Source organism: Brevibacillus sp. YAE8 (assembly GCF_057543335.1).
This window is the reverse complement of sequence record NZ_BAAIYG010000016.1, coordinates 83896-100155: the sequence shown is the minus strand read 5'-3', so window position 1 is coordinate 100155 and position 16260 is coordinate 83896. Positions and strand designations below refer to the sequence as shown.

Sequence of the window (16260 nt, the reverse complement as noted above, 5' to 3'; positions counted from 1 at the left end):
GGCTAACCGGAAGCCATTCCAGACGGGGGAACTGCTTCGACAACGCTTGTGTTGAATCGTTTTTTTCACACCTGAAGACGGAAAAGTTGTATCTGGAGAAACCAAGAGATATAGCTCACGCTCGCAAGCTGATCGCTGAATACATCGAATTCTACAATACAGAGCGGTTCCAGAAAAAACTCGGCGACCTCTCCCCAGTCCAATACCGGGAATCGATCGCCGCTTAAGATAGCATCTTTTTTTAGTGTCTACTTGACGGGGCTATGACCACAGACAGCCAGGCTTATTACTTTTTTCCGCCCAAAAACGGCGTGCTTATTTCCAGTTAACGAAATCGGACATTTGCGCGAAAGCGTCTGCCAAAGCGTGCAGGCTTTCTCCGGTCTGGTAAGCGAAAAGCGGCAAACCTACCACAAACAACAAAGCTTCTCCGATGTACTTGGCGATCATATGATCTACCTCCTTTTGGATTTTGTTCAAACAGCCAGATCCAAAAGGGAGCGGTATGTATCCTTGTCGCCATTCGCATGCCGCGCGCGCCGGAGCATGCGGAAGCGCAGCGGTTGCCTTGCTGCCATCGGATAAGTCTCAACCAGGCAAGGATTGATGGAAGGTCGATAGGTGTCACTGGAACTCCAACGAAACGCCTGTATTTGCGGGCGATGACAACGTCTGAGACAAAAAGCAGACGTAAAGCAGCCCACAAAAAGGGCGAGCAAGGCGAAGAAATCCTCCAGCGAAAGCAGCAACAGCATATCTTCCATGGCGATTCCCCTCCTTTCGTACCCATCATTCTACTCCTGTTCACATCATCAGGCAATACGTAAAAGAAGGGAGATTGCTTCTGGTCGGAATCGCTGCACTATTTGAGTTGGCCGATAGACAGGTTGACGCGGTAGTTGCCAAAGGGCAGGAGGTCGTCCAAAAAGCGGTTTAAGGCGGTGTGGTCCGCGACGTTGATTTTCAGCGTGTAGCAGCCTTCCCCGCTAATGCGATGAGCTTCGATGACTTCGCTGCGGCTTGCGACGAAGCGGGCAAAGCGCGAATGGTCGGTCGTCTTCATGAACATCGTGACCATCGCGGTGAGCGAAGGAGTCAGCTTGGCCTCGTCGACGATGGTCGTGTAGCCGATAATGACGCCTTGCTCCTCCAGTCTTCTGATCCGGTTGCCGACGGCTTGCCCGCTCAGATGGACCTGCTCGCCGATGTCTTTCCACAAAAGACGGCTGTTTTGACGCAGCAAAGCCAGAATGGCATGGTCGGTTTGGTCGAGCATGAAAATCTCCTTTCGCGGTGAAAGTGAGGCGCCGGATTTGTTTCGCGGCTACCTGCGTGCGTCTTTTACAATAAAAGCAAGTTACCACGATTATACGCCTGCGATTGGAGGAAAGAGAAGACATGCACATCCAACTTGTTCGACATGCTACGCTCAAAGTGACCTACGGCGGCCGCACGTTTTTGATCGACCCGATGTTCAGCGCGGCGGGGGAGCTGTCTGCTGTGCCAAATACGCCGAATCAGCGAGCGAATCCGCTGGTGGAGCTGCCTTTTTCCACGGAAGAAGTGCTGGATGGTGTGGAGGCGGTTTTGGTGACGCATACGCACAGAGATCATCTGGACGAAAAAACACTCCGCTTGCTGCCCGCCGACCTGCCTGTTTTTTGCCAGCCGCCGGATGCGGACATGCTGCACCAGGAGGGCTTTTCCCATGTAAACGCGATCGAAAGCGAGCAGGAATGGCAAGGGATTCGCCTCTACCGCACAGGCGGAAGGCACGGGACAGGCGAGATCGGGAAACAGATGGGGCCAGTGTCCGGCTTTGTGTTGCAGGCACCTGGCGTGCCGACGCTGTACGTGGCAGGGGATACGGTTTGGTGTGCCGAGGTGGAGGAGGCCATCGGGCGGTTTGCTCCCGACGTGATTGTCGTGTTTGCCGGAGCGGCCCAGTTTTTGACGGGTGATCCGATCACCATGACGGGGGAGGACATCGCTCTTGTAGCGGCCGCCGCACCGGACAGCCACCTGTTCGTTGCGCACATGGAGACGTGGAATCACTGCCTGTTGTCACGCGCCGAGCTGCATAAGTTTTTGGCGAAAAGAAAGCTTCAGGACCGCGTGCGGATACCCGCAGATGGAGAGAGAATCGCCTACCCTGCTCCCCGGTAAAATCCCGACGGAAAAAGACAGATACAGCAGCTTCGCGAACGGGCGGAGCTGCTTTTTTTCGTACGGTCATTTTTCGGGCTGGTCCAGCATTTGACAAATCGAATCTCACGTAATAAACTATTTTTACGTAAATGATTAATGTCATGAGGTGTTGTTGTGGCGCACGAACAGCTTGAAACGTATGTTGTCGAGACGCCGGAGCAGGCGATGGCGCTGTTGAATCCGCTCAGGGCGGAGATTTTGAGCCGACTGGTGGAGCCTGCTTCAGCGGCAGAAGTGGCGCGGGGAATCAACGAGATTCCACAGCGCGTCAATTATCACCTGAAGGCTTTGGAAAAAGTCGGGCTGGTCAGACGGGTGGGAAGTCGGCAAGTCCGCAATCTGGTCGAGGTGCTGTATTTGGCAATCGCCCGGACTTACGTGCTCTCCGAAGGGCTGAACTGGGCGAACGACACGGTGCAGCAGATGAAGGACCAGGGGGCTTTGTCGCATTTGATCCATACGGCGGAGCGGATCAAGCGCGATGCCCTGCTCATATTGGAGCGCTCGGATCAGGAAAAAGAAATTCCGAGTGCCACACTCGATACCAGCATTCGCCTCGCCAGCGCGGAGGAGCGGAGCGCTTTTGTCGAGGAATACGTGCAGTTGGTGAATCAGTTGGTCAAAAAGTATCAGACAGCAGCGCAGGGGCAGGAGACGTATCAGGTCATTCTCGCGGTGTATCCAAAAGAAGGAGGCGATCAGTCATGAAGGCTGAAGCCAAAGCAGCAGGCCAACCAAGGCCAGTCGTCGTGTGGGAAAGTCGGACCGAATCAAAGCGGGGCAATGTCATTGCGCTGCCTGCGAGAGACGGCGGCAGTGACGCTGTCGACAGGGAAGCCGCTGTGACCGCGTGGACAGTGGGGCCAAGCGACAACCCGGCTATCGTCACGCAAGTCTCCTCCGGGTTTGGCAAAAGCAAGGCGGCTGTTGCGACGCCGCAGGCCAACAGCATGAGGCTGGCAGCGTAATCCATTCCATCCGTGAACAAATAATAAAGGAGGGTTTTGCATGAATCTGATTCCGGTAGTGGTGGAGCAGACGAGTTATGGAGAGCGTTCGTACGATATTTACTCCCGTTTGCTGAAAGACCGCATCATTTTTCTGGGCAGCGCCATTGACGACCAGGTTGCGAATGCGGTGGTGGCCCAACTGCTGTTTCTTGCGGCGGAAGACCCGAAAAAAGACATCCATCTGTACATCAACTCGCCTGGCGGCTCGGTGACAGCGGGAATGGCGATCATCGACACGATGCAGTTCGTCGCCCCGGACGTGTCCACAATTTGCACGGGAATGGCGGCCTCCATGGGCGCGATGCTGCTGGTAGCGGGAGCGCCGGGCAAACGCTACGCCCTGCCAAACGCGGAAGTCATGATTCATCAGCCGTGGGGCGGCAGCCAGGGGCAGGCGAGCGACATCAAGATCGCCGCAGAGCGAATCCTCAAGCATCGCAGCATGCTCTACTCGATTATCTCGGAGCGTACAGGCAAGCCAGTCGAGAAAATCGAAAAAGATGCCGACCGCGACTACTTCATGTCGGCAGCCGAAGCGCTTGAATACGGCTTGATTGATAATGTAATCGAAAAGCTGTAGCCGATAAAAAGATCATATGCTTGCAACGCATCCACGGACTGCTCCGCGGGTGCTTTTTCTTTTTGGCAAGCAATGGTGCATGAATTTTCCGACTAGTTTAGGACCGATGGCGACGGGGAAAGAAAAAGGGTGGCAGCCGAGTATTTTCGACATAAATTTGTTTATTTCGACAGAAAGAGGCGCTCTGATGAAGATTAGAACGAAATTTATTCTCGCTTTTGGCGTGATTTTGGCCATCATGTTTAGCTCAGGTACATATATGTATATTCATACGAAAACATTGAAAGCTGCTTATGAAGAAATGCTCGATGACGGGGACCTTTTGACCGACTTGCGGGAGATGCAGTTTACGATCACGGGCCGAAACAATGACGAGCGCGGGTATTTGCTCACCGGAGACGAGGAATTTCGCGAGGAACTGAAGGAAAAGGCGGGCAAAGTGGAAGCCTTGTTCCAAAAAATGAACGAGTATGAGGACATTACCGCCAAGCAAAAAGAGACGCTGCAAAAAGCGCAGCAGCTATACGCGGCATATTTGGCGGCGAGCAACAAAGCGGTAGAAGCGCTTGACCAAGGCAAGCGGGAAGAGGCGCTGAGCCATCATTTTGGCATCGAGCGCCAATCGCGGAAGACGCTCGACTCGACGGTGAGCGGACTGATGGAGGACGTGCGCCAGGAAAAAGAGGCGGGCACGCAGGAGCTGGCAGCGCAGGAAGCTGTGTCTGTGAACATTCAGATTGCGTTTAGTGTCGCGGGCTTTCTCATCGCTTTCGTAATCGGGGGACTGCTGGTTCGGGCGATCATTCGTCCGCTGAACCGGGTGAATGCCCAGCTTGCGGCCATAGCGGACGGAGAAGGCGACCTGACCCATGAGCTTACGGTATCATCCAACGATGAGATCGGACAGTTAGCTGCGTCGTTCAATCGGATGCTGGCGAATCTGCGCCAGCTCGTTTCGCTCATTCGCGGGCACGCCCAGCAGGTAGCGGCGGCGGCAGAGCAGTTGACGACCAGCTCGGAGCAGACGAGCAAAGCGACCGAGCAGATCGCAGAAACGATTCAGGAAATGGCAGCAGGTGCGGACACACAGTCGCATCAAGTAGAAGAGGGCGACAAGGAAGTGCAGGAAATGGCTGCGGGCATCGAGCGTATTGCCGCCCGCGCCCAAAACGTTTCCGCTGCCGCGATGAACGCCTCAGAGCTGGCTACTGGCGGAACCCGGACGGTTCAGCTTGCGGTGGAGCAGATGAATGGCGTAGGCGAGACTATGGAGCAGCTTGCGCATGCAGTCAGCGGACTGGGAAGCCGTTCCGAGCAAATCGGGCAAATTGTCGAGGTCATCACGCAAATCGCTGGTCAGACGAACCTGCTGGCGCTCAATGCCGCGATCGAGGCGGCACGGGCGGGTGAGCAGGGCAGAGGCTTTGCGGTTGTCGCCGATGAAGTGCGAAAGCTGGCCGAGCAGGCTTCCGCGTCCGCTCAGGAGATCACGCAACTGGTTACGGCCATACGCGCAGAGACGCTCGAAGCAGTCTCGTCCATGCAAAAAGGCTCGCAAGAAGTGGCGGCCGGGATGGAGGGCGTAGCGCAGGCAGGCGAAGTCTTTTCGCACATTCGCGATGCTGTTGTCGGCGTGGCAAACGACGTGGAAAATGTCTCGGCCGCTTCCCGCGCCCTGACTGAGAGCACAGGAAAAGTCGCGTCGTCGATGGAACTGATCGCCTCCGTCACGCAAACGGCCGTGACACGGACGCTGGATGTGTCCGCCGCCACCGAACAGCAGTTGGCCTCCATGCAGGAAATCCACTCTTCGGCGGCCTCGCTGGCCAATCTCGCAGAGGATTTGGAGAAGTTAATCAGCCGTTTCAAGGCGTGAGGATAAGGGAGTAACTGGGAAGCGGAAAAGCCACTTGCAGGCGTGAACAACCTGCGGGTGGCTTTTTTGACGGGCAAGACGACGAGGGAGCCGGGACAGCGGAGAGAGTCGGGTAAGCTGAGGGGGCGGGGCAAGCTGATAGAGTTGGGCCAGCGGAGAGGGCCGAGCCAGCCAAGAAAGCCGGAAAGCACCCCCACCCCCCTGAGCCTCGCTGCCCGCAATCATGCCAGCCGCCACAGGGCGAGCTTGCGATAGAGCAAAAAAATCAGCCCATTGCCGACGGCTGCGGCGAGAAATACCGCCCACGGGCCGAACGATACCGTCATGAAGCCGGAGCCGTAGATGGAAAAGACGATGCCCAGCTTGAAGATGGAGCCGGTAATGCCGCTGATCCGCCCGATCAAATGGGCCGGGGTAGTCTCCTGGCGAAACGTCCAGATGCACACATTTTCAACGGTAGAAACCAGCCCGGTGAGAAACAGCGACAGACAGAGCAACCACGTACTGCTGGCAAAAACCATGAGCAGGTAGGAGAAGCCGAGCAACAAAATCGTCGTGCCCATCAACTGCCCAATCGGAAAGCGCCGCCGCAGGGAGGCTACCGCCGAGCTGCCAACAAGGCCGCCGAGACCGGCCGCGGACAGAACCAGCCCGAGCGTAGACGTGTCCAGCCGCAACTGGTCTTTGGCAAAGAAAATAATCATCGCGTCGTACATGCCGGAAGTCGCGTTGAGAAAAATGACGAGCAGGCTGATGCGCCACAGCGCCTGATTGCGCAAAAGCTCGATCCAGCCGGCCTTCAGCTCCTGCCAGAAGCCTGTTTTTGGCGCCGGGGGCGTATCGGTCTTTTCCAGAAACGAGATGGCGACAAAAGCCAGCAAATAGGCGAAGCCTGTAATCAACAAACCCGCGTGCAGGCTGGCGAGCAGCAGGATAAAGCCCGTGAGCGCCGGACCCATGATCTCGATGAACGTAGTCATGAAGGAAAAGCGGGCGTTTGCCGAGGTGAGCAGCGGTGTGGGGACAACCTGCTTGAGCATGCTGACCCGGGCATTTTGAAAGCCGTAGTGCAGGGCCATCAGCAAAAATCCGGCCACGTAGTAGTGCATGATCTGGGCCTGGCCCGCCGCTGACAAGCCGTACAGCAAAAACAGCAGCACCATTTGCCCGAACACCATCCATTGCGACCAGCGCTTTTTGGAAAAGCGGTCGACCCATACGCCAATGAACATGGCGAGCAGCAAATTGGGCAAAAACTCGATGCTTTTCATCGTCGTCATCGCCACGGGTGACTGGGTCATGTCGTACAAAATAAGCGGCAAGGCGAGTTCGTACACTTTGCTGCCGCAAGCGAGCAAAGTCGAGGTGCAAAACAGGACGAGAAACGGCCGGTTGCGCCAGAGCGAGGCGCTCTGCGGCGATTGCGGATTGGCCTTCGGTTTTGTTTGGCTGACCAGCATGGACATCATAACCCCCCTCTTTGTACTCCATTGTAGTTGGAAAAAGGGGAAGAAAAAGGGTAGAGTAATAAGAGAACAAGTTCCCCTTTTAACGAAAAGAGTGAGCGGACGATGCAGATTGTTTATCATTACTTGCGCTTGCGCCAGCATTTTGCCGACAGGCCGGAGGGCGAGGCGCTGGAGATTACGTTGAGCGAGTTGGCCGAGATTTTTTGCTGTACGGTTCGCAATGTCAAAAACATTTTGAAGCAATTCTCGGAGCAAGGCTGGATTGAGTGGATGCCGGGCCGGGGGCGCGGGCGAGGATCGCGGCTCGTCTTCGTGCGCAGTGCGGAGCAGATCGTCATCCCGCTCGCCAAGGCGCATATCCAGCACGGCGACCTGGAGCGGGCCATGCAGCTTCTCCATGAGTCGGAGCTGTCTGCAAGGGGCAGGGAACGCTTTTTCGACTGGCTCTCCGGTCAGTTTGGCTTTCGCAGTCAAACAGTGGAAACGCGCACATTGGACACGCTGCGCATGGCCTTTTACCGGACAATTCCTTTTCTCGACCCGGCGTTTGTCAACCGACGGACCGAATCGCACATGGTCAGGCAAATTTTCGATACGCTCATTCGGTACGACGAGAAGCAAAACACGTACAAGCCGCACCTGGCCCATTACTGGGAGACGAATGAGGACGGGACGAGCTGGACGTTTTATTTGCGAAAAGGCGTGTCTTTCCATCACGGGCGCGAGCTTACGGCTCATGATGTGATCTGGACGCTGGAGCGGGTAGCTGACCCAAAGACGAAATCGCCGTATTGGTGGATGCTGCAGGATGTCGTGCGCATGACTGCGCTGCGGGACACCGTACTGCAAATCGAGCTGCGCCGCCCAAACTGTTTGCTGCCCGCCTATTTGGCCTCGGATCGGCTGTCCATCGTTCCTTGGGACGTGGTGCAGCAAAAAGGGGAAGAGTACAGCCGTCTGCCAGTCGGGAGCGGGCCTTTTCGCCTGGTGGAAAACGACGAGCAGATGTTTGTGCTGGAGGCATTTCCGACTTATTTTCTCGGGAGGGCCCATTTGGATCGGGTGGAAATCTGGGTGGTGCCGCCATTCGACAAGCGCAGCGAAAAAATTTTCGCCACAGCGAAAGAGGTGCACTTCCAGACAGCGTGGAGCATGCCGAAGCCGCTGGGCAGATGGCAGGAGCTGAAGCAGGTAGAGCGGGGAGCGACTTATCTCGCCTTTAACCTGAATCGGCAAGGACCGCAGCAAATTCCCGCTTTCCGCCAGGCGCTCGATCGCATCCTTTCGCGCAAGCAAATGATCGCGGAGCTGCGCGGAAATCGTTACGGGCGCGCCTTCAGCTTTTTCCCCGAGGTCGCCGGAGTGGAGCCAGCGTTAGCCGAGCAGAGCTGCGAGAAAAAACGGACTGCCGTCATGCAAAGCGGCTACCGCGGAGAGTGCTTGAAGCTGTTTACATACGAAGGAGCGGGAAACGAAAACAACGCGGAGTGGGTACAGCGGCATTTGGCGGAGTGCGGCGTGGATGTAGAGGTGACTGTCGTGCCGATCGAGGAGTTGAAAAAGCCGGACGTGTTGCGGCAAGCCGATCTCGTTTTGGCGGGCGAAGTTTTTGATGAACAGTGGATTTTGGGCATGGTCGAGTTTTTCCGTTCGGATATCAGCTTTGTGCGTCAACTGTGGAGTCCGGCCTTGCGCGAGCAAATCGACCGCGAGCTGGAGCAGTTGATGGAAGAGCAGTCCGGGGAGTGCCAGCAAAGGAGGCTGCGCGATATCGAGCAGTTGCTTGAACAGCAATCGGCACTCTTGTACCTGTACCATACGCGGCAGCATTCGGTCTACAACTCGGCGCTTGCCGGAGTCTCGCTGAATGCGCTCGGACAGGCCAACTACAAAGACATCTGGTTCAAACAGGAGCATGCTGCCGGTACAGATTGACGGAACACGCATGCGCGCGGGCATAAAAAAGAGGAGGTGTATTGGCTAGTTCCTCCTGCTTCTATTATAACATAAAGCTGAGGGAAATCGGAGTCTGTCCGCGAGGCGGCAATTGCGCTAAGATAGGGGTTCAATGACAAAAGCTGGGGGAGAGGCTATGAAACGTTTCCGGTTCGACAGACAGGCAGGCAAGGAGATCGAACGTTTTGATTCTGTCAGCGCTGTGTTTTCCCGTATCGTGCGCACAGACGAGCCAGTGTCTATCGGCTGCATTCATCTGCAGGCTGGCGGAGTAGTGGGCTACCATCCGGCTGTTTGCCCGCAGCTTTTTCTCGTGGTCAGCGGAGAAGGCTGGGTGCGGGGAGAGGATGACCAGCACATTCCGATTCAGGCGGGACAGGCGGCTTTTTGGGAGACGGGAGAAGGGCACGAATCGGGAACCGAGTCCGGCATGACGGCGATCGTCATCGAAGGCGAGCGGCTCGATCCGCAAAGTTTCATGCCGCTCTTGGAAGCATAGCTCTTCACGCCAACTGGGCAAAAGCGAACGAGAACATCTTGGAAAGTCGGTGTGAAACAGCAAATGACGTGGAAGACACACATGCTTCTGGGCGCAATCGCGGGCTACTGGGCGTACCCCTCCTGGGAGGGCAGCGTGATTGGAGCCACGATGGCGCTGGTGCCGGATATCGATCAGGCGCGAAGCAAGCTGGGGCATCTTTTCGGCCCTTTTTCGAAAATGCTGCAAAGAGGACTGGGCCACCGGACGATCACTCATTCCTGGGTCATCCTGCTGCTGCCGGCCCTTTTTTGGGGCGATACGCCAGCGGGCTGGGCTGCTCTTTGGGGGGTGCTGTCGCATCTGGTCAGCGATATGCTGGTGGGGCGTATTCAGCTTTTTTGGCCGCTGCGGACGGGGTGGATCGGCCTGCGGCTGTCGAAGACGCTCTATCGCACGGTAGACCGGCTCGTCTTTTACGCGGCGATCGGATTCATCATCTACATGGGATATCGGTAGAAAAAAAACCCTGCCTTGTGGACAGGGTTCTTTGCTTATCGCAGGTGCGCGGCTTACGGCATCATGAATTGCTGCACCAGCTCGGCGTTTTCTTGCATGAATTTTTGCGCTGCGGTTCCTGCTTCCTGCTGAATTTCCATCATTTGCTCGTCGGTGAGGTTTGCGAGGTTGATGGCATTATCAGCCGTCATCGCCGGAATCTCCAGCGCTTTTCCGAATTCTTGCTTGGACTTCACTTTCAGGCTGAATCCTTTTGGCATGTCAGGAGTCGGATTGTCGAAGTTGATTTTCACGCTACCATCGGAATCGCGGCCGTTGTCTGTCGTCGTTTCGGATACGGTGATGTTCCCGTTCAAAGCGACTGGCTCGGAGTATTCATCCGCTACGACGAGAGCGAAGTCGTATTTGCCTGTTACTTTTTGGCCTTCCTTCACGGATTCGAACGTGGTAGCCAGATCCAGAGCAGGCTGCTCGTTGTCTTTGACCATCACGCTCAGCTTGCCGTTTGTTTTGCCGTTTTGCTCGGTCGCTTTGTACGTGTAGGACAGCTCGCCGTTTTTCGGGTCTTCCGGATTGTGCAGGGCGTAGCGATAGAATCTGTCTGCGCCTTTTTGGTAAGCGATGCCGCTGAAGAACAGTTGCTCTTCCTTGTTGTCTTTTCCGGTAAACATCAGCTTGCGGGACAGAATTTGGTGATCGCCGTCTACGAGCACGACCATTTTGAGCTGTTCCTTGCTTTCTGTAGTGGAGTCGTTGATGTCTTTCAGCAAGTCGTCGAAGCCTTGGTCGTAGTTTTTCTTGAATTCTTCCTTGGAAATTTCCTCTACGGCGTAGCCGCTGTCAGCCATCAATGTCGAAACATTGTGGTAGCGGGTGTAGATCAGGTCAAACAGCTTTTGGTCCGCTTTTGCCTTCTCCGCGAGCTTCGTTGCGAGGGCTTTCGCTTCTTCTTCGGTAAAGGTTACGGTGATTTCACGCGCGCTTTCCTTGAAGCCTTCTTCCGTGAAGGAAGCGTCCTTGTTGATGGTCACCTGGCTGTCCTTGATCGATTCCGCGTACAGCATCGCGTAAGGCGTCAGCGTGCTTTTCACTTCATCCTGGCTGATGCGGACAGCTTCCATCAGGTCACGATAAGTGAGGAAGCGCTTCGGCAGCTCTTGGCCGAACTTTTGGTTGAGCGCATCGCGGTCTTTCAAATCCATATAGCCATACTTGGAGTAAAACTCAGGCAGACGGAAACCGAACTGGGTGTCGTTCAGGAAATATTCAATAGTAGCCAGCTTCTTGTCCTTGAGATGGACTTCGAAGTTGCCTTGCTGCTGGTTTTTTTGCTCGTCGATGTTGCTTTGCATCACAATTTTTGCACTTTTCAACAGTTCGAGTACCTTCTGGGCTTGCGGGTCCGGGAGGGCAGCATCTACTGTAATGTCAGACAGCTCCGTAGTGGAGTGGACAGGTTTGTCCAGATATGGCTTCATGTAGTCTTCGTATTCCCCATAAGCCTTGGACATGTCAGATGAGAACTTCAGCATGCTCTCAGCTTCGGATTGCAGGTAGATCGTTTTCGCGCTTTTGAACAAGTCGAATTTGGCGTAGGCTGTTCCAAGCCCGCCCAAAATTACGACAGCAGCCGCTCCGGCAATTAACAGCGGCTTTTTCAAGCTTTTGCGTGGCGGGTTCACGTTTGTTGTGGTTTCCATGAGTTCCTCCCCTTTGTGACTATCTCTCTTTGGCGTGCGAATGCAAATGGTTTTTCGCACTCGATTTTGTATTGTACCATAAGGAGGATGGATGAAAGTGATTTCCAGTAAAATATTTCAAAAAAGAGGAAGAAAGACCCAAAAATAGGGCAGGCTGTTATGCAAATTCACCCTGGGACCGTTTTGTCTGATCCTTTCTTTCGTTTTCGGTGGGAATCGACGAAAATGGATGGTACAAGCAGGTTTTTGGGGGCTATAGAGACAAGAGATGGATAGGAGGAGATCGTGTGGACTTTCGCGTGCTGCAAACGTTTCTGGTGGCGGCTACAACCGAAAATTTTCATCAGACGGCTGAGGCGTTGTTTATCGCTCAGCCCACTGTCAGCCAACATATCCGGCAATTGGAAAAGGAGCTGGGGATCAAGCTGTTTGAACGCGTCGGCAAGCGCGTTCGGCTGACGGCAGCAGGCAAGCGCTATCTGCCGCATGCAAAAGGGCTTTTGGAACAGTGGCACCACAGCATGGAGGATTTGCAGGCGTGGCGCCAAGGGTATCGGGAAAAGCTCCAGGTGGCAGTCTCGCCGATCATTGCCCGTGCCCGCTTCTCCCATTTGCTTCACCGTTTTACCAGGCAGTATCCCGATGTCGACATCTCGATCAAAATTGCCGACTCCGTCGAGATCGGCCCGCTGGTTCAGAGTGGACAAGTAGACCTGGGACTGACCCGGATGGTGCCCGGAGAGTTCCAGTTGGACACGTACATGCTGTACGAGGACCCGGTTGTATTTGCGGTACCGCACAGCGGCGGGGACATAGACGCACCGCTGCCCGATTGGGAGCAGGAGGTGCAGTCCAACCGTTTGCTGACCCACAATCACCCGGGCTACTGGGACGAGCTGCTGCTGCTTTTGCGCCAGAGAGGGCTGGCCTTGCGCACGATGGCTGTCTCGCAGGTGGACATTACCAAACGCTTCATTGAAGACGGGCTTGGCGTCTCTTTTTTGCCACGTTCGGCCGTGAGCCGGGATTTGTTCGAAAATCGTTTTATCGAGCTGCCTACGCCGGGACTTGTGTTGCCAAAGGTCGCCTCCTACCTGCTCGTGCCCAAAGCCGGGATCAGCGAGCCTGCGAAGCACTTCATGGAGATTTTGCAGGCGCTGTATCCGCCGATGTCTCCGGTCATGCAAGGAGGAAGCAAGGCATAGCTTGGGCTGCTGCAAACCCGAATGATTACGAAATGTGATTAATAGCGGGTTTTAATTCTATTTCCCTTTCATATTGATAATCGATATACTGGAGGGAAAAGAGATGAAAAAGGAGTGGCGATCATGACAAAACAACATCCTTTGGCAATTGGTCTGGATGGAATCGCCGTAGCAGAAACAGACCTGAGCCTGGTCGATGGAATTAACGGACTGCTTGTTTACCGCGGGCATTGGGCACGCGATCTCGCTATTCATCACACATTTGAAGAAGTCGCACACCTGCTCTGGTTCGGACATATGCCAAGCGAGCAGGAGCTTACAGAATTGAAGAACAAGCTCAAAGCAAACCGCGAACTGCCGGAGCATGTCAAAGGAATCCTGAAGCTGATTCCGGCAGATGTCGATATGATGAGCGTGCTGCGCACGGGTGTTTCCGCTCTGGGCAGTTCCTCCCACGGCTTCCCGCCAACCATTGATGAGGTCATCGCGCTGGCAGCGAAAATGCCGACGATTGTCGCGTACCGCTTCGCCTGTCTGGAAGGCCGCGAGCCGCTCGACCCGAATCCGGAGCTGGATCACACGGCAAACTACCTGTACATGTTAAAAGGGGAAAAGCCGAATCCGGCTCATGTGCGGGCGCTGGATGCGTACCTGATTTTGACGCAGGAGCACGGCATGAATGCCTCTACCTTCGCAGGCCGCGTCGTCAGCTCTACAGAGTCTGACCTGATTTCTGCGGTTACGGCGGCCATCGGCACCTTGAAAGGTCCTTTGCACGGTGGCGCTCCGTCCGAAGTGACCGAGATGATCGAAGCGATCGGCACGAAGGAAAACGCGGAGCCGTGGATTCGCAACAAGCTGGAAAACGGCGGCCGCCTGATGGGATTCGGACACCGCGTCTACAAAACCGTCGACCCGCGGGCAACCGCTTTGCGCGTCGTCGCTTCCGAGCTGTCGGCCAACGATCCGTGGTTTGACCTCGCGACACACGTAGAAAAGGTCGGCCTGCAACTGCTGGAAGAATACAAGCCAGGCCGCAAGCTCAATACAAACGTCGAGTTCTTTGCCGCCGCAGTGATGCGCGCGGTAGGGCTGGACGACAACCTGTTCACGCCGACGTTCGCCGTCAGCCGCGTGGTTGGCTGGACCGCTCACATTTTGGAGCAAGCCGCGAAAAACCGGATCATCCGTCCTCAATCGAATTACATCGGCACCATGCCGGAATAATAGAGAAGGCGTCTTGTCTTTTGTTTTGGAGAAAAGCTATCCGTTGGCGCGGGTGGCTTTTTTTGCTGCAGAAATGAGTTGGGGCAAGGCTGTACGCCGGGTCAGATCAGGCAGGGCTTGCTTGTGCAGGTGAGGTGATAAGACGGCAGTTTTCGTAAGCGAGACACCGTGCGCTGACGGTTAATTGTGGTCGTAGCGATGGACGGAGAAAATAAGAGGAAACGGTTTAGGTGCTTTGGCTTCCGGTAAGGGAGTTGGGGCTGTCTGCTTCGTATGGGTGGAGGGAAAACGCGTTAAATGAAGGGAGTCTGGGCAGGTTGCTGGTTCGAGGTTGACGATGATAAAAGGCGTGTTTTGGCTTTTAGCTGGAAGGCTGGCCGGAGTCTCAAAGACGTCCGCTTGTTCCTCCTGTTGCCTCGGGCGAGATTTGCTCTGTCGGTCGGGGAGGTGTTGATTTTTGGATGGGATGTTGCACGAGAAGGGGAAGCAAAAGACTCGATGCCAGCAGAAGCAAAAAGGCGACAAAACACCTGGCTGGTCGAGCGGCATCGGCAATAGACTTCCGAGTATTCGCTACCAATTCTTTTTTTCTTGCTTTTTGTAACCCATCGACGAACACATTCGCTCCTGACGAGGAAAGAGGAGAAATCCGCGAAAGCTCTTTGGGATACCGACCGGGCAGTCTAACCCCCAGCGGGTATCCCAAGAAGCTCCAGCCATCTCGTCTCATTCCTTCCCCCAACAAAAGCACCGACGAAGCAAACCATGCTGACCTTTTCCAACCGCCCCACCAGAAAATCCCCAAAGTGCAGCCAAGGGATTGCAGAGCACGCTAACTTTTGGCATGATAATGAAAAAAAGTAAGGAGTGGAACAAATGGCTTTGTTGTCTACCCCGTTTCAGTTCAAAGGATTGACCTTGAAAAATCGCGTAGTCATGCCGCCGATGTGCCAATACTCCGTGGAAGCGCAGGACGGTACGCCGACAGACTGGCACTTCGTTCATTACGTGTCCCGCGCGGTAGGAGGCACAGGCCTCATCATCGTAGAGATGACAGACGTAGAGCCGGACGGCCGCATTTCCAACTACGACCTCGGACTGTGGTCCGACGAGCAGATTCCCGCGTACAAGCGAATCGTCTCGGAAGTTCACAAATACGGCGCGAAAATCGGCATCCAGATCGGGCATGCGGGCCGCAAAGCGGAAGACGCGGAAGTTCCCGTGTCTGCATCCGCGATTGCGTTTCCAGGCTCCCGCTACAAAACGCCGCGAGCACTGACCACAGAAGAAGTCAAAGCGATGGTCGTCAAGTTTCAGGAAGCGGCAAGACGCGCGGTGGAAGCAGGCATGGACACGATCGAGATTCACGGCGCTCACGGCTACTTGATCCACCAGTTCCACTCCCCACTGACAAACGTGCGGGAAGATGAGTACGGACGCGACAAAGCTTTGTTTGGCGTGGAAGTCATCGCCGCCATCAAAGAAGTGATTCCAGCAGACATGCCGCTCATCATGCGCGTCTCTGCCGTGGAATACGTAGATGGCGGATACGGCCTGGACTACAGCACAGAGCTGTGCCGCAGATACAAGGAAGCAGGCGTTGACATTTTCCACCTGTCGAGTGGCGGCGAGGGCCCGATCGGCTCCGGCGGACGTCCGGGAATCCATCCTGGCTATCAGGTTCCGCTTGCCCGGGCGATCAAGCAGGCGCTCGATGTTCCGGTCATCGCGGTAGGGAACCTCGACGATCCGAAGCTGGCAGAAGCAGTGATTGGCAACGGCGACACGGATTTGGTTGCAGTAGGCCGCGGCATGCTGCGCGATCCGTACTGGGCGCTGCATGCAATCCACGCGCTGTCGGCTGAAGAAGCCCAGCCGCCACGGCAGTATGCGCGCGCGTTCTAAATGACATTTTTCAGAAGAAAGCGGGGCAACCCTTCATGCCGCGATGTGGCGGACATGGGGGGAAGCCCTTTTTCTTGTGCAAGGATTGACACAACCTGGAAAGACGTATAAGACAAATGTCAGTCAG

The 16260-nt window shown here is 55.3% G+C and carries 17 protein-coding genes; 12 read left to right on the top strand and 5 right to left on the bottom strand.

The annotated features are described in order from the left end of the window. The coding region (locus AC27IT_RS18090; RefSeq protein WP_487091573.1) for a transposase at positions 1-227 on the top strand (227 nt) is incomplete at its 5' end. Positions 228-315: 88 nt separating this feature from the next. Here AC27IT_RS18090 and AC27IT_RS18085 read toward each other — a convergent pair. The 3 genes from AC27IT_RS18085 to AC27IT_RS18075 form a co-directional block, all read right to left on the bottom strand. Further along, positions 316-450 carry a hypothetical protein gene (locus tag AC27IT_RS18085; RefSeq protein WP_005833986.1) on the bottom strand — a complete coding sequence of 45 codons (135 nt, stop codon included), beginning with the start codon at positions 448-450 and terminating at the stop codon, positions 316-318. A 26-nt stretch (positions 451-476) separates the two neighbouring features. Continuing rightward, positions 477-764 (bottom strand): hypothetical protein, encoded by a 288-nt coding sequence (locus AC27IT_RS18080; protein ID WP_007780905.1) that lies wholly within the window; start codon positions 762-764, stop codon positions 477-479. A 98-nt stretch (positions 765-862) separates the two neighbouring features. Continuing rightward, complete coding sequence (locus tag AC27IT_RS18075) at positions 863-1276, bottom strand: Lrp/AsnC family transcriptional regulator (protein WP_026558294.1); 414 nt, start codon at positions 1274-1276, stop codon at positions 863-865. 122 nt (positions 1277-1398) lie between these two features. Between AC27IT_RS18075 and AC27IT_RS18070 the strand changes: the two genes are divergently transcribed. The 5 genes from AC27IT_RS18070 (at position 1399) to AC27IT_RS18050 (ending at position 5674) form a co-directional block, all read left to right on the top strand. Beyond that, positions 1399-2166 carry an MBL fold metallo-hydrolase gene (locus AC27IT_RS18070; protein ID WP_487092018.1) on the top strand — a complete coding sequence of 256 codons (768 nt, stop codon included), beginning with the start codon at positions 1399-1401 and terminating at the stop codon, positions 2164-2166. Positions 2167-2322: 156 nt separating this feature from the next. Beyond that, on the top strand, positions 2323-2916 hold the full coding sequence (locus AC27IT_RS18065; RefSeq protein WP_487092017.1) for a winged helix-turn-helix domain-containing protein: 594 nt from the start codon (positions 2323-2325) through the stop codon (positions 2914-2916). Then, the gene (locus AC27IT_RS18060; RefSeq protein ID WP_026558292.1) at positions 2913-3176 is read left to right on the top strand and encodes a hypothetical protein; all 264 of its coding nucleotides are present in this window, start codon (positions 2913-2915) and stop codon (positions 3174-3176) included. The genes AC27IT_RS18065 and AC27IT_RS18060 overlap by 4 nt, the downstream gene beginning before the upstream one ends. Positions 3177-3216: 40 nt before the next feature. Next, the gene (clpP, locus tag AC27IT_RS18055) at positions 3217-3798 is read left to right on the top strand and encodes an ATP-dependent Clp endopeptidase proteolytic subunit ClpP (protein ID WP_487092016.1); all 582 of its coding nucleotides are present in this window, start codon (positions 3217-3219) and stop codon (positions 3796-3798) included. A 187-nt stretch (positions 3799-3985) separates the two neighbouring features. Beyond that, positions 3986-5674, top strand: coding sequence for a methyl-accepting chemotaxis protein (locus AC27IT_RS18050; RefSeq protein WP_487092015.1), 1689 nt, complete (start codon positions 3986-3988; stop codon positions 5672-5674). Between the two features lie 221 nt (positions 5675-5895). Here AC27IT_RS18050 and AC27IT_RS18045 read toward each other — a convergent pair whose 3' ends face one another. Continuing rightward, entirely contained in the window at positions 5896-7143 is a 1248-nt protein-coding gene (locus AC27IT_RS18045) for an MFS transporter (RefSeq protein ID WP_448792478.1), read from the bottom strand. Positions 7144-7245: 102 nt separating this feature from the next. Here AC27IT_RS18045 and AC27IT_RS18040 point away from each other — a divergent pair, with 102 nt between their 5' ends. The 3 genes from AC27IT_RS18040 (at position 7246) to AC27IT_RS18030 (ending at position 10096) form a co-directional block, all read left to right on the top strand. Continuing rightward, positions 7246-9078: an SgrR family transcriptional regulator gene (locus tag AC27IT_RS18040; protein WP_197187080.1), complete on the top strand. Its 1833-nt coding sequence runs from the start codon at positions 7246-7248 to the stop codon at positions 9076-9078. Between the two features lie 157 nt (positions 9079-9235). Next, the gene (locus AC27IT_RS18035; protein WP_340673506.1) at positions 9236-9598 is read left to right on the top strand and encodes a cupin; all 363 of its coding nucleotides are present in this window, start codon (positions 9236-9238) and stop codon (positions 9596-9598) included. Between the two features lie 51 nt (positions 9599-9649). After that, positions 9650-10096 (top strand): metal-dependent hydrolase, encoded by a 447-nt coding sequence (locus AC27IT_RS18030; protein ID WP_237716571.1) that lies wholly within the window; start codon positions 9650-9652, stop codon positions 10094-10096. Positions 10097-10149: 53 nt separating this feature from the next. Here the strand turns inward: AC27IT_RS18030 and AC27IT_RS18025 are convergent, their stop codons facing one another. Further along, positions 10150-11796, bottom strand: a complete 1647-nt coding sequence (locus AC27IT_RS18025) for a DUF6583 family protein (protein ID WP_327953337.1) — start codon at positions 11794-11796, stop codon at positions 10150-10152. A gap of 287 nt (positions 11797-12083) precedes the next feature. Between AC27IT_RS18025 and AC27IT_RS18020 the strand changes: the two genes are divergently transcribed. The 3 genes from AC27IT_RS18020 to AC27IT_RS18010 all read left to right on the top strand — a co-directional run bounded on the left by AC27IT_RS18020 (position 12084) and on the right by AC27IT_RS18010 (position 16133). Further along, positions 12084-13001 (top strand): LysR family transcriptional regulator, encoded by a 918-nt coding sequence (locus AC27IT_RS18020; RefSeq protein ID WP_005834015.1) that lies wholly within the window; start codon positions 12084-12086, stop codon positions 12999-13001. A gap of 123 nt (positions 13002-13124) precedes the next feature. Beyond that, positions 13125-14228, top strand: coding sequence for a citrate synthase/methylcitrate synthase (locus AC27IT_RS18015; protein ID WP_026558284.1), 1104 nt, complete (start codon positions 13125-13127; stop codon positions 14226-14228). An 876-nt stretch (positions 14229-15104) separates the two neighbouring features. Continuing rightward, a complete protein-coding gene (locus AC27IT_RS18010; RefSeq protein ID WP_007776811.1) occupies positions 15105-16133 on the top strand; it encodes an NADH:flavin oxidoreductase/NADH oxidase in 1029 nt (342 codons plus the stop codon). Positions 16134-16260: the final 127 nt, after the last annotated feature.

Excerpts from the sequence above, each read along its gene's own strand:
- AC27IT_RS18085 (WP_005833986.1), bottom strand. The coding sequence starts at position 450 with ATGATCGCCAAGTACATCGGAGAAGCTTTGTTGTTTGTGGTAGGTTTG.
- AC27IT_RS18080 (WP_007780905.1), bottom strand. The coding sequence starts at position 764 with ATGGAAGATATGCTGTTGCTGCTTTCGCTGGAGGATTTCTTCGCCTTG.
- AC27IT_RS18075 (WP_026558294.1), bottom strand. The coding sequence starts at position 1,276 with ATGCTCGACCAAACCGACCATGCCATTCTGGCTTTGCTGCGTCAAAAC.
- AC27IT_RS18070 (WP_487092018.1), top strand. The coding sequence starts at position 1,399 with ATGCACATCCAACTTGTTCGACATGCTACGCTCAAAGTGACCTACGGC.
- AC27IT_RS18060 (WP_026558292.1), top strand. The coding sequence starts at position 2,913 with ATGAAGGCTGAAGCCAAAGCAGCAGGCCAACCAAGGCCAGTCGTCGTG.
- clpP (WP_487092016.1), top strand. The coding sequence starts at position 3,217 with ATGAATCTGATTCCGGTAGTGGTGGAGCAGACGAGTTATGGAGAGCGT.
- AC27IT_RS18050 (WP_487092015.1), top strand. The coding sequence starts at position 3,986 with ATGAAGATTAGAACGAAATTTATTCTCGCTTTTGGCGTGATTTTGGCC.
- AC27IT_RS18045 (WP_448792478.1), bottom strand. The coding sequence starts at position 7,143 with ATGATGTCCATGCTGGTCAGCCAAACAAAACCGAAGGCCAATCCGCAA.
- AC27IT_RS18040 (WP_197187080.1), top strand. The coding sequence starts at position 7,246 with ATGCAGATTGTTTATCATTACTTGCGCTTGCGCCAGCATTTTGCCGAC.
- AC27IT_RS18035 (WP_340673506.1), top strand. The coding sequence starts at position 9,236 with ATGAAACGTTTCCGGTTCGACAGACAGGCAGGCAAGGAGATCGAACGT.
- AC27IT_RS18025 (WP_327953337.1), bottom strand. The coding sequence starts at position 11,796 with ATGGAAACCACAACAAACGTGAACCCGCCACGCAAAAGCTTGAAAAAG.
- AC27IT_RS18015 (WP_026558284.1), top strand. The coding sequence starts at position 13,125 with ATGACAAAACAACATCCTTTGGCAATTGGTCTGGATGGAATCGCCGTA.
- AC27IT_RS18010 (WP_007776811.1), top strand. The coding sequence starts at position 15,105 with ATGGCTTTGTTGTCTACCCCGTTTCAGTTCAAAGGATTGACCTTGAAA.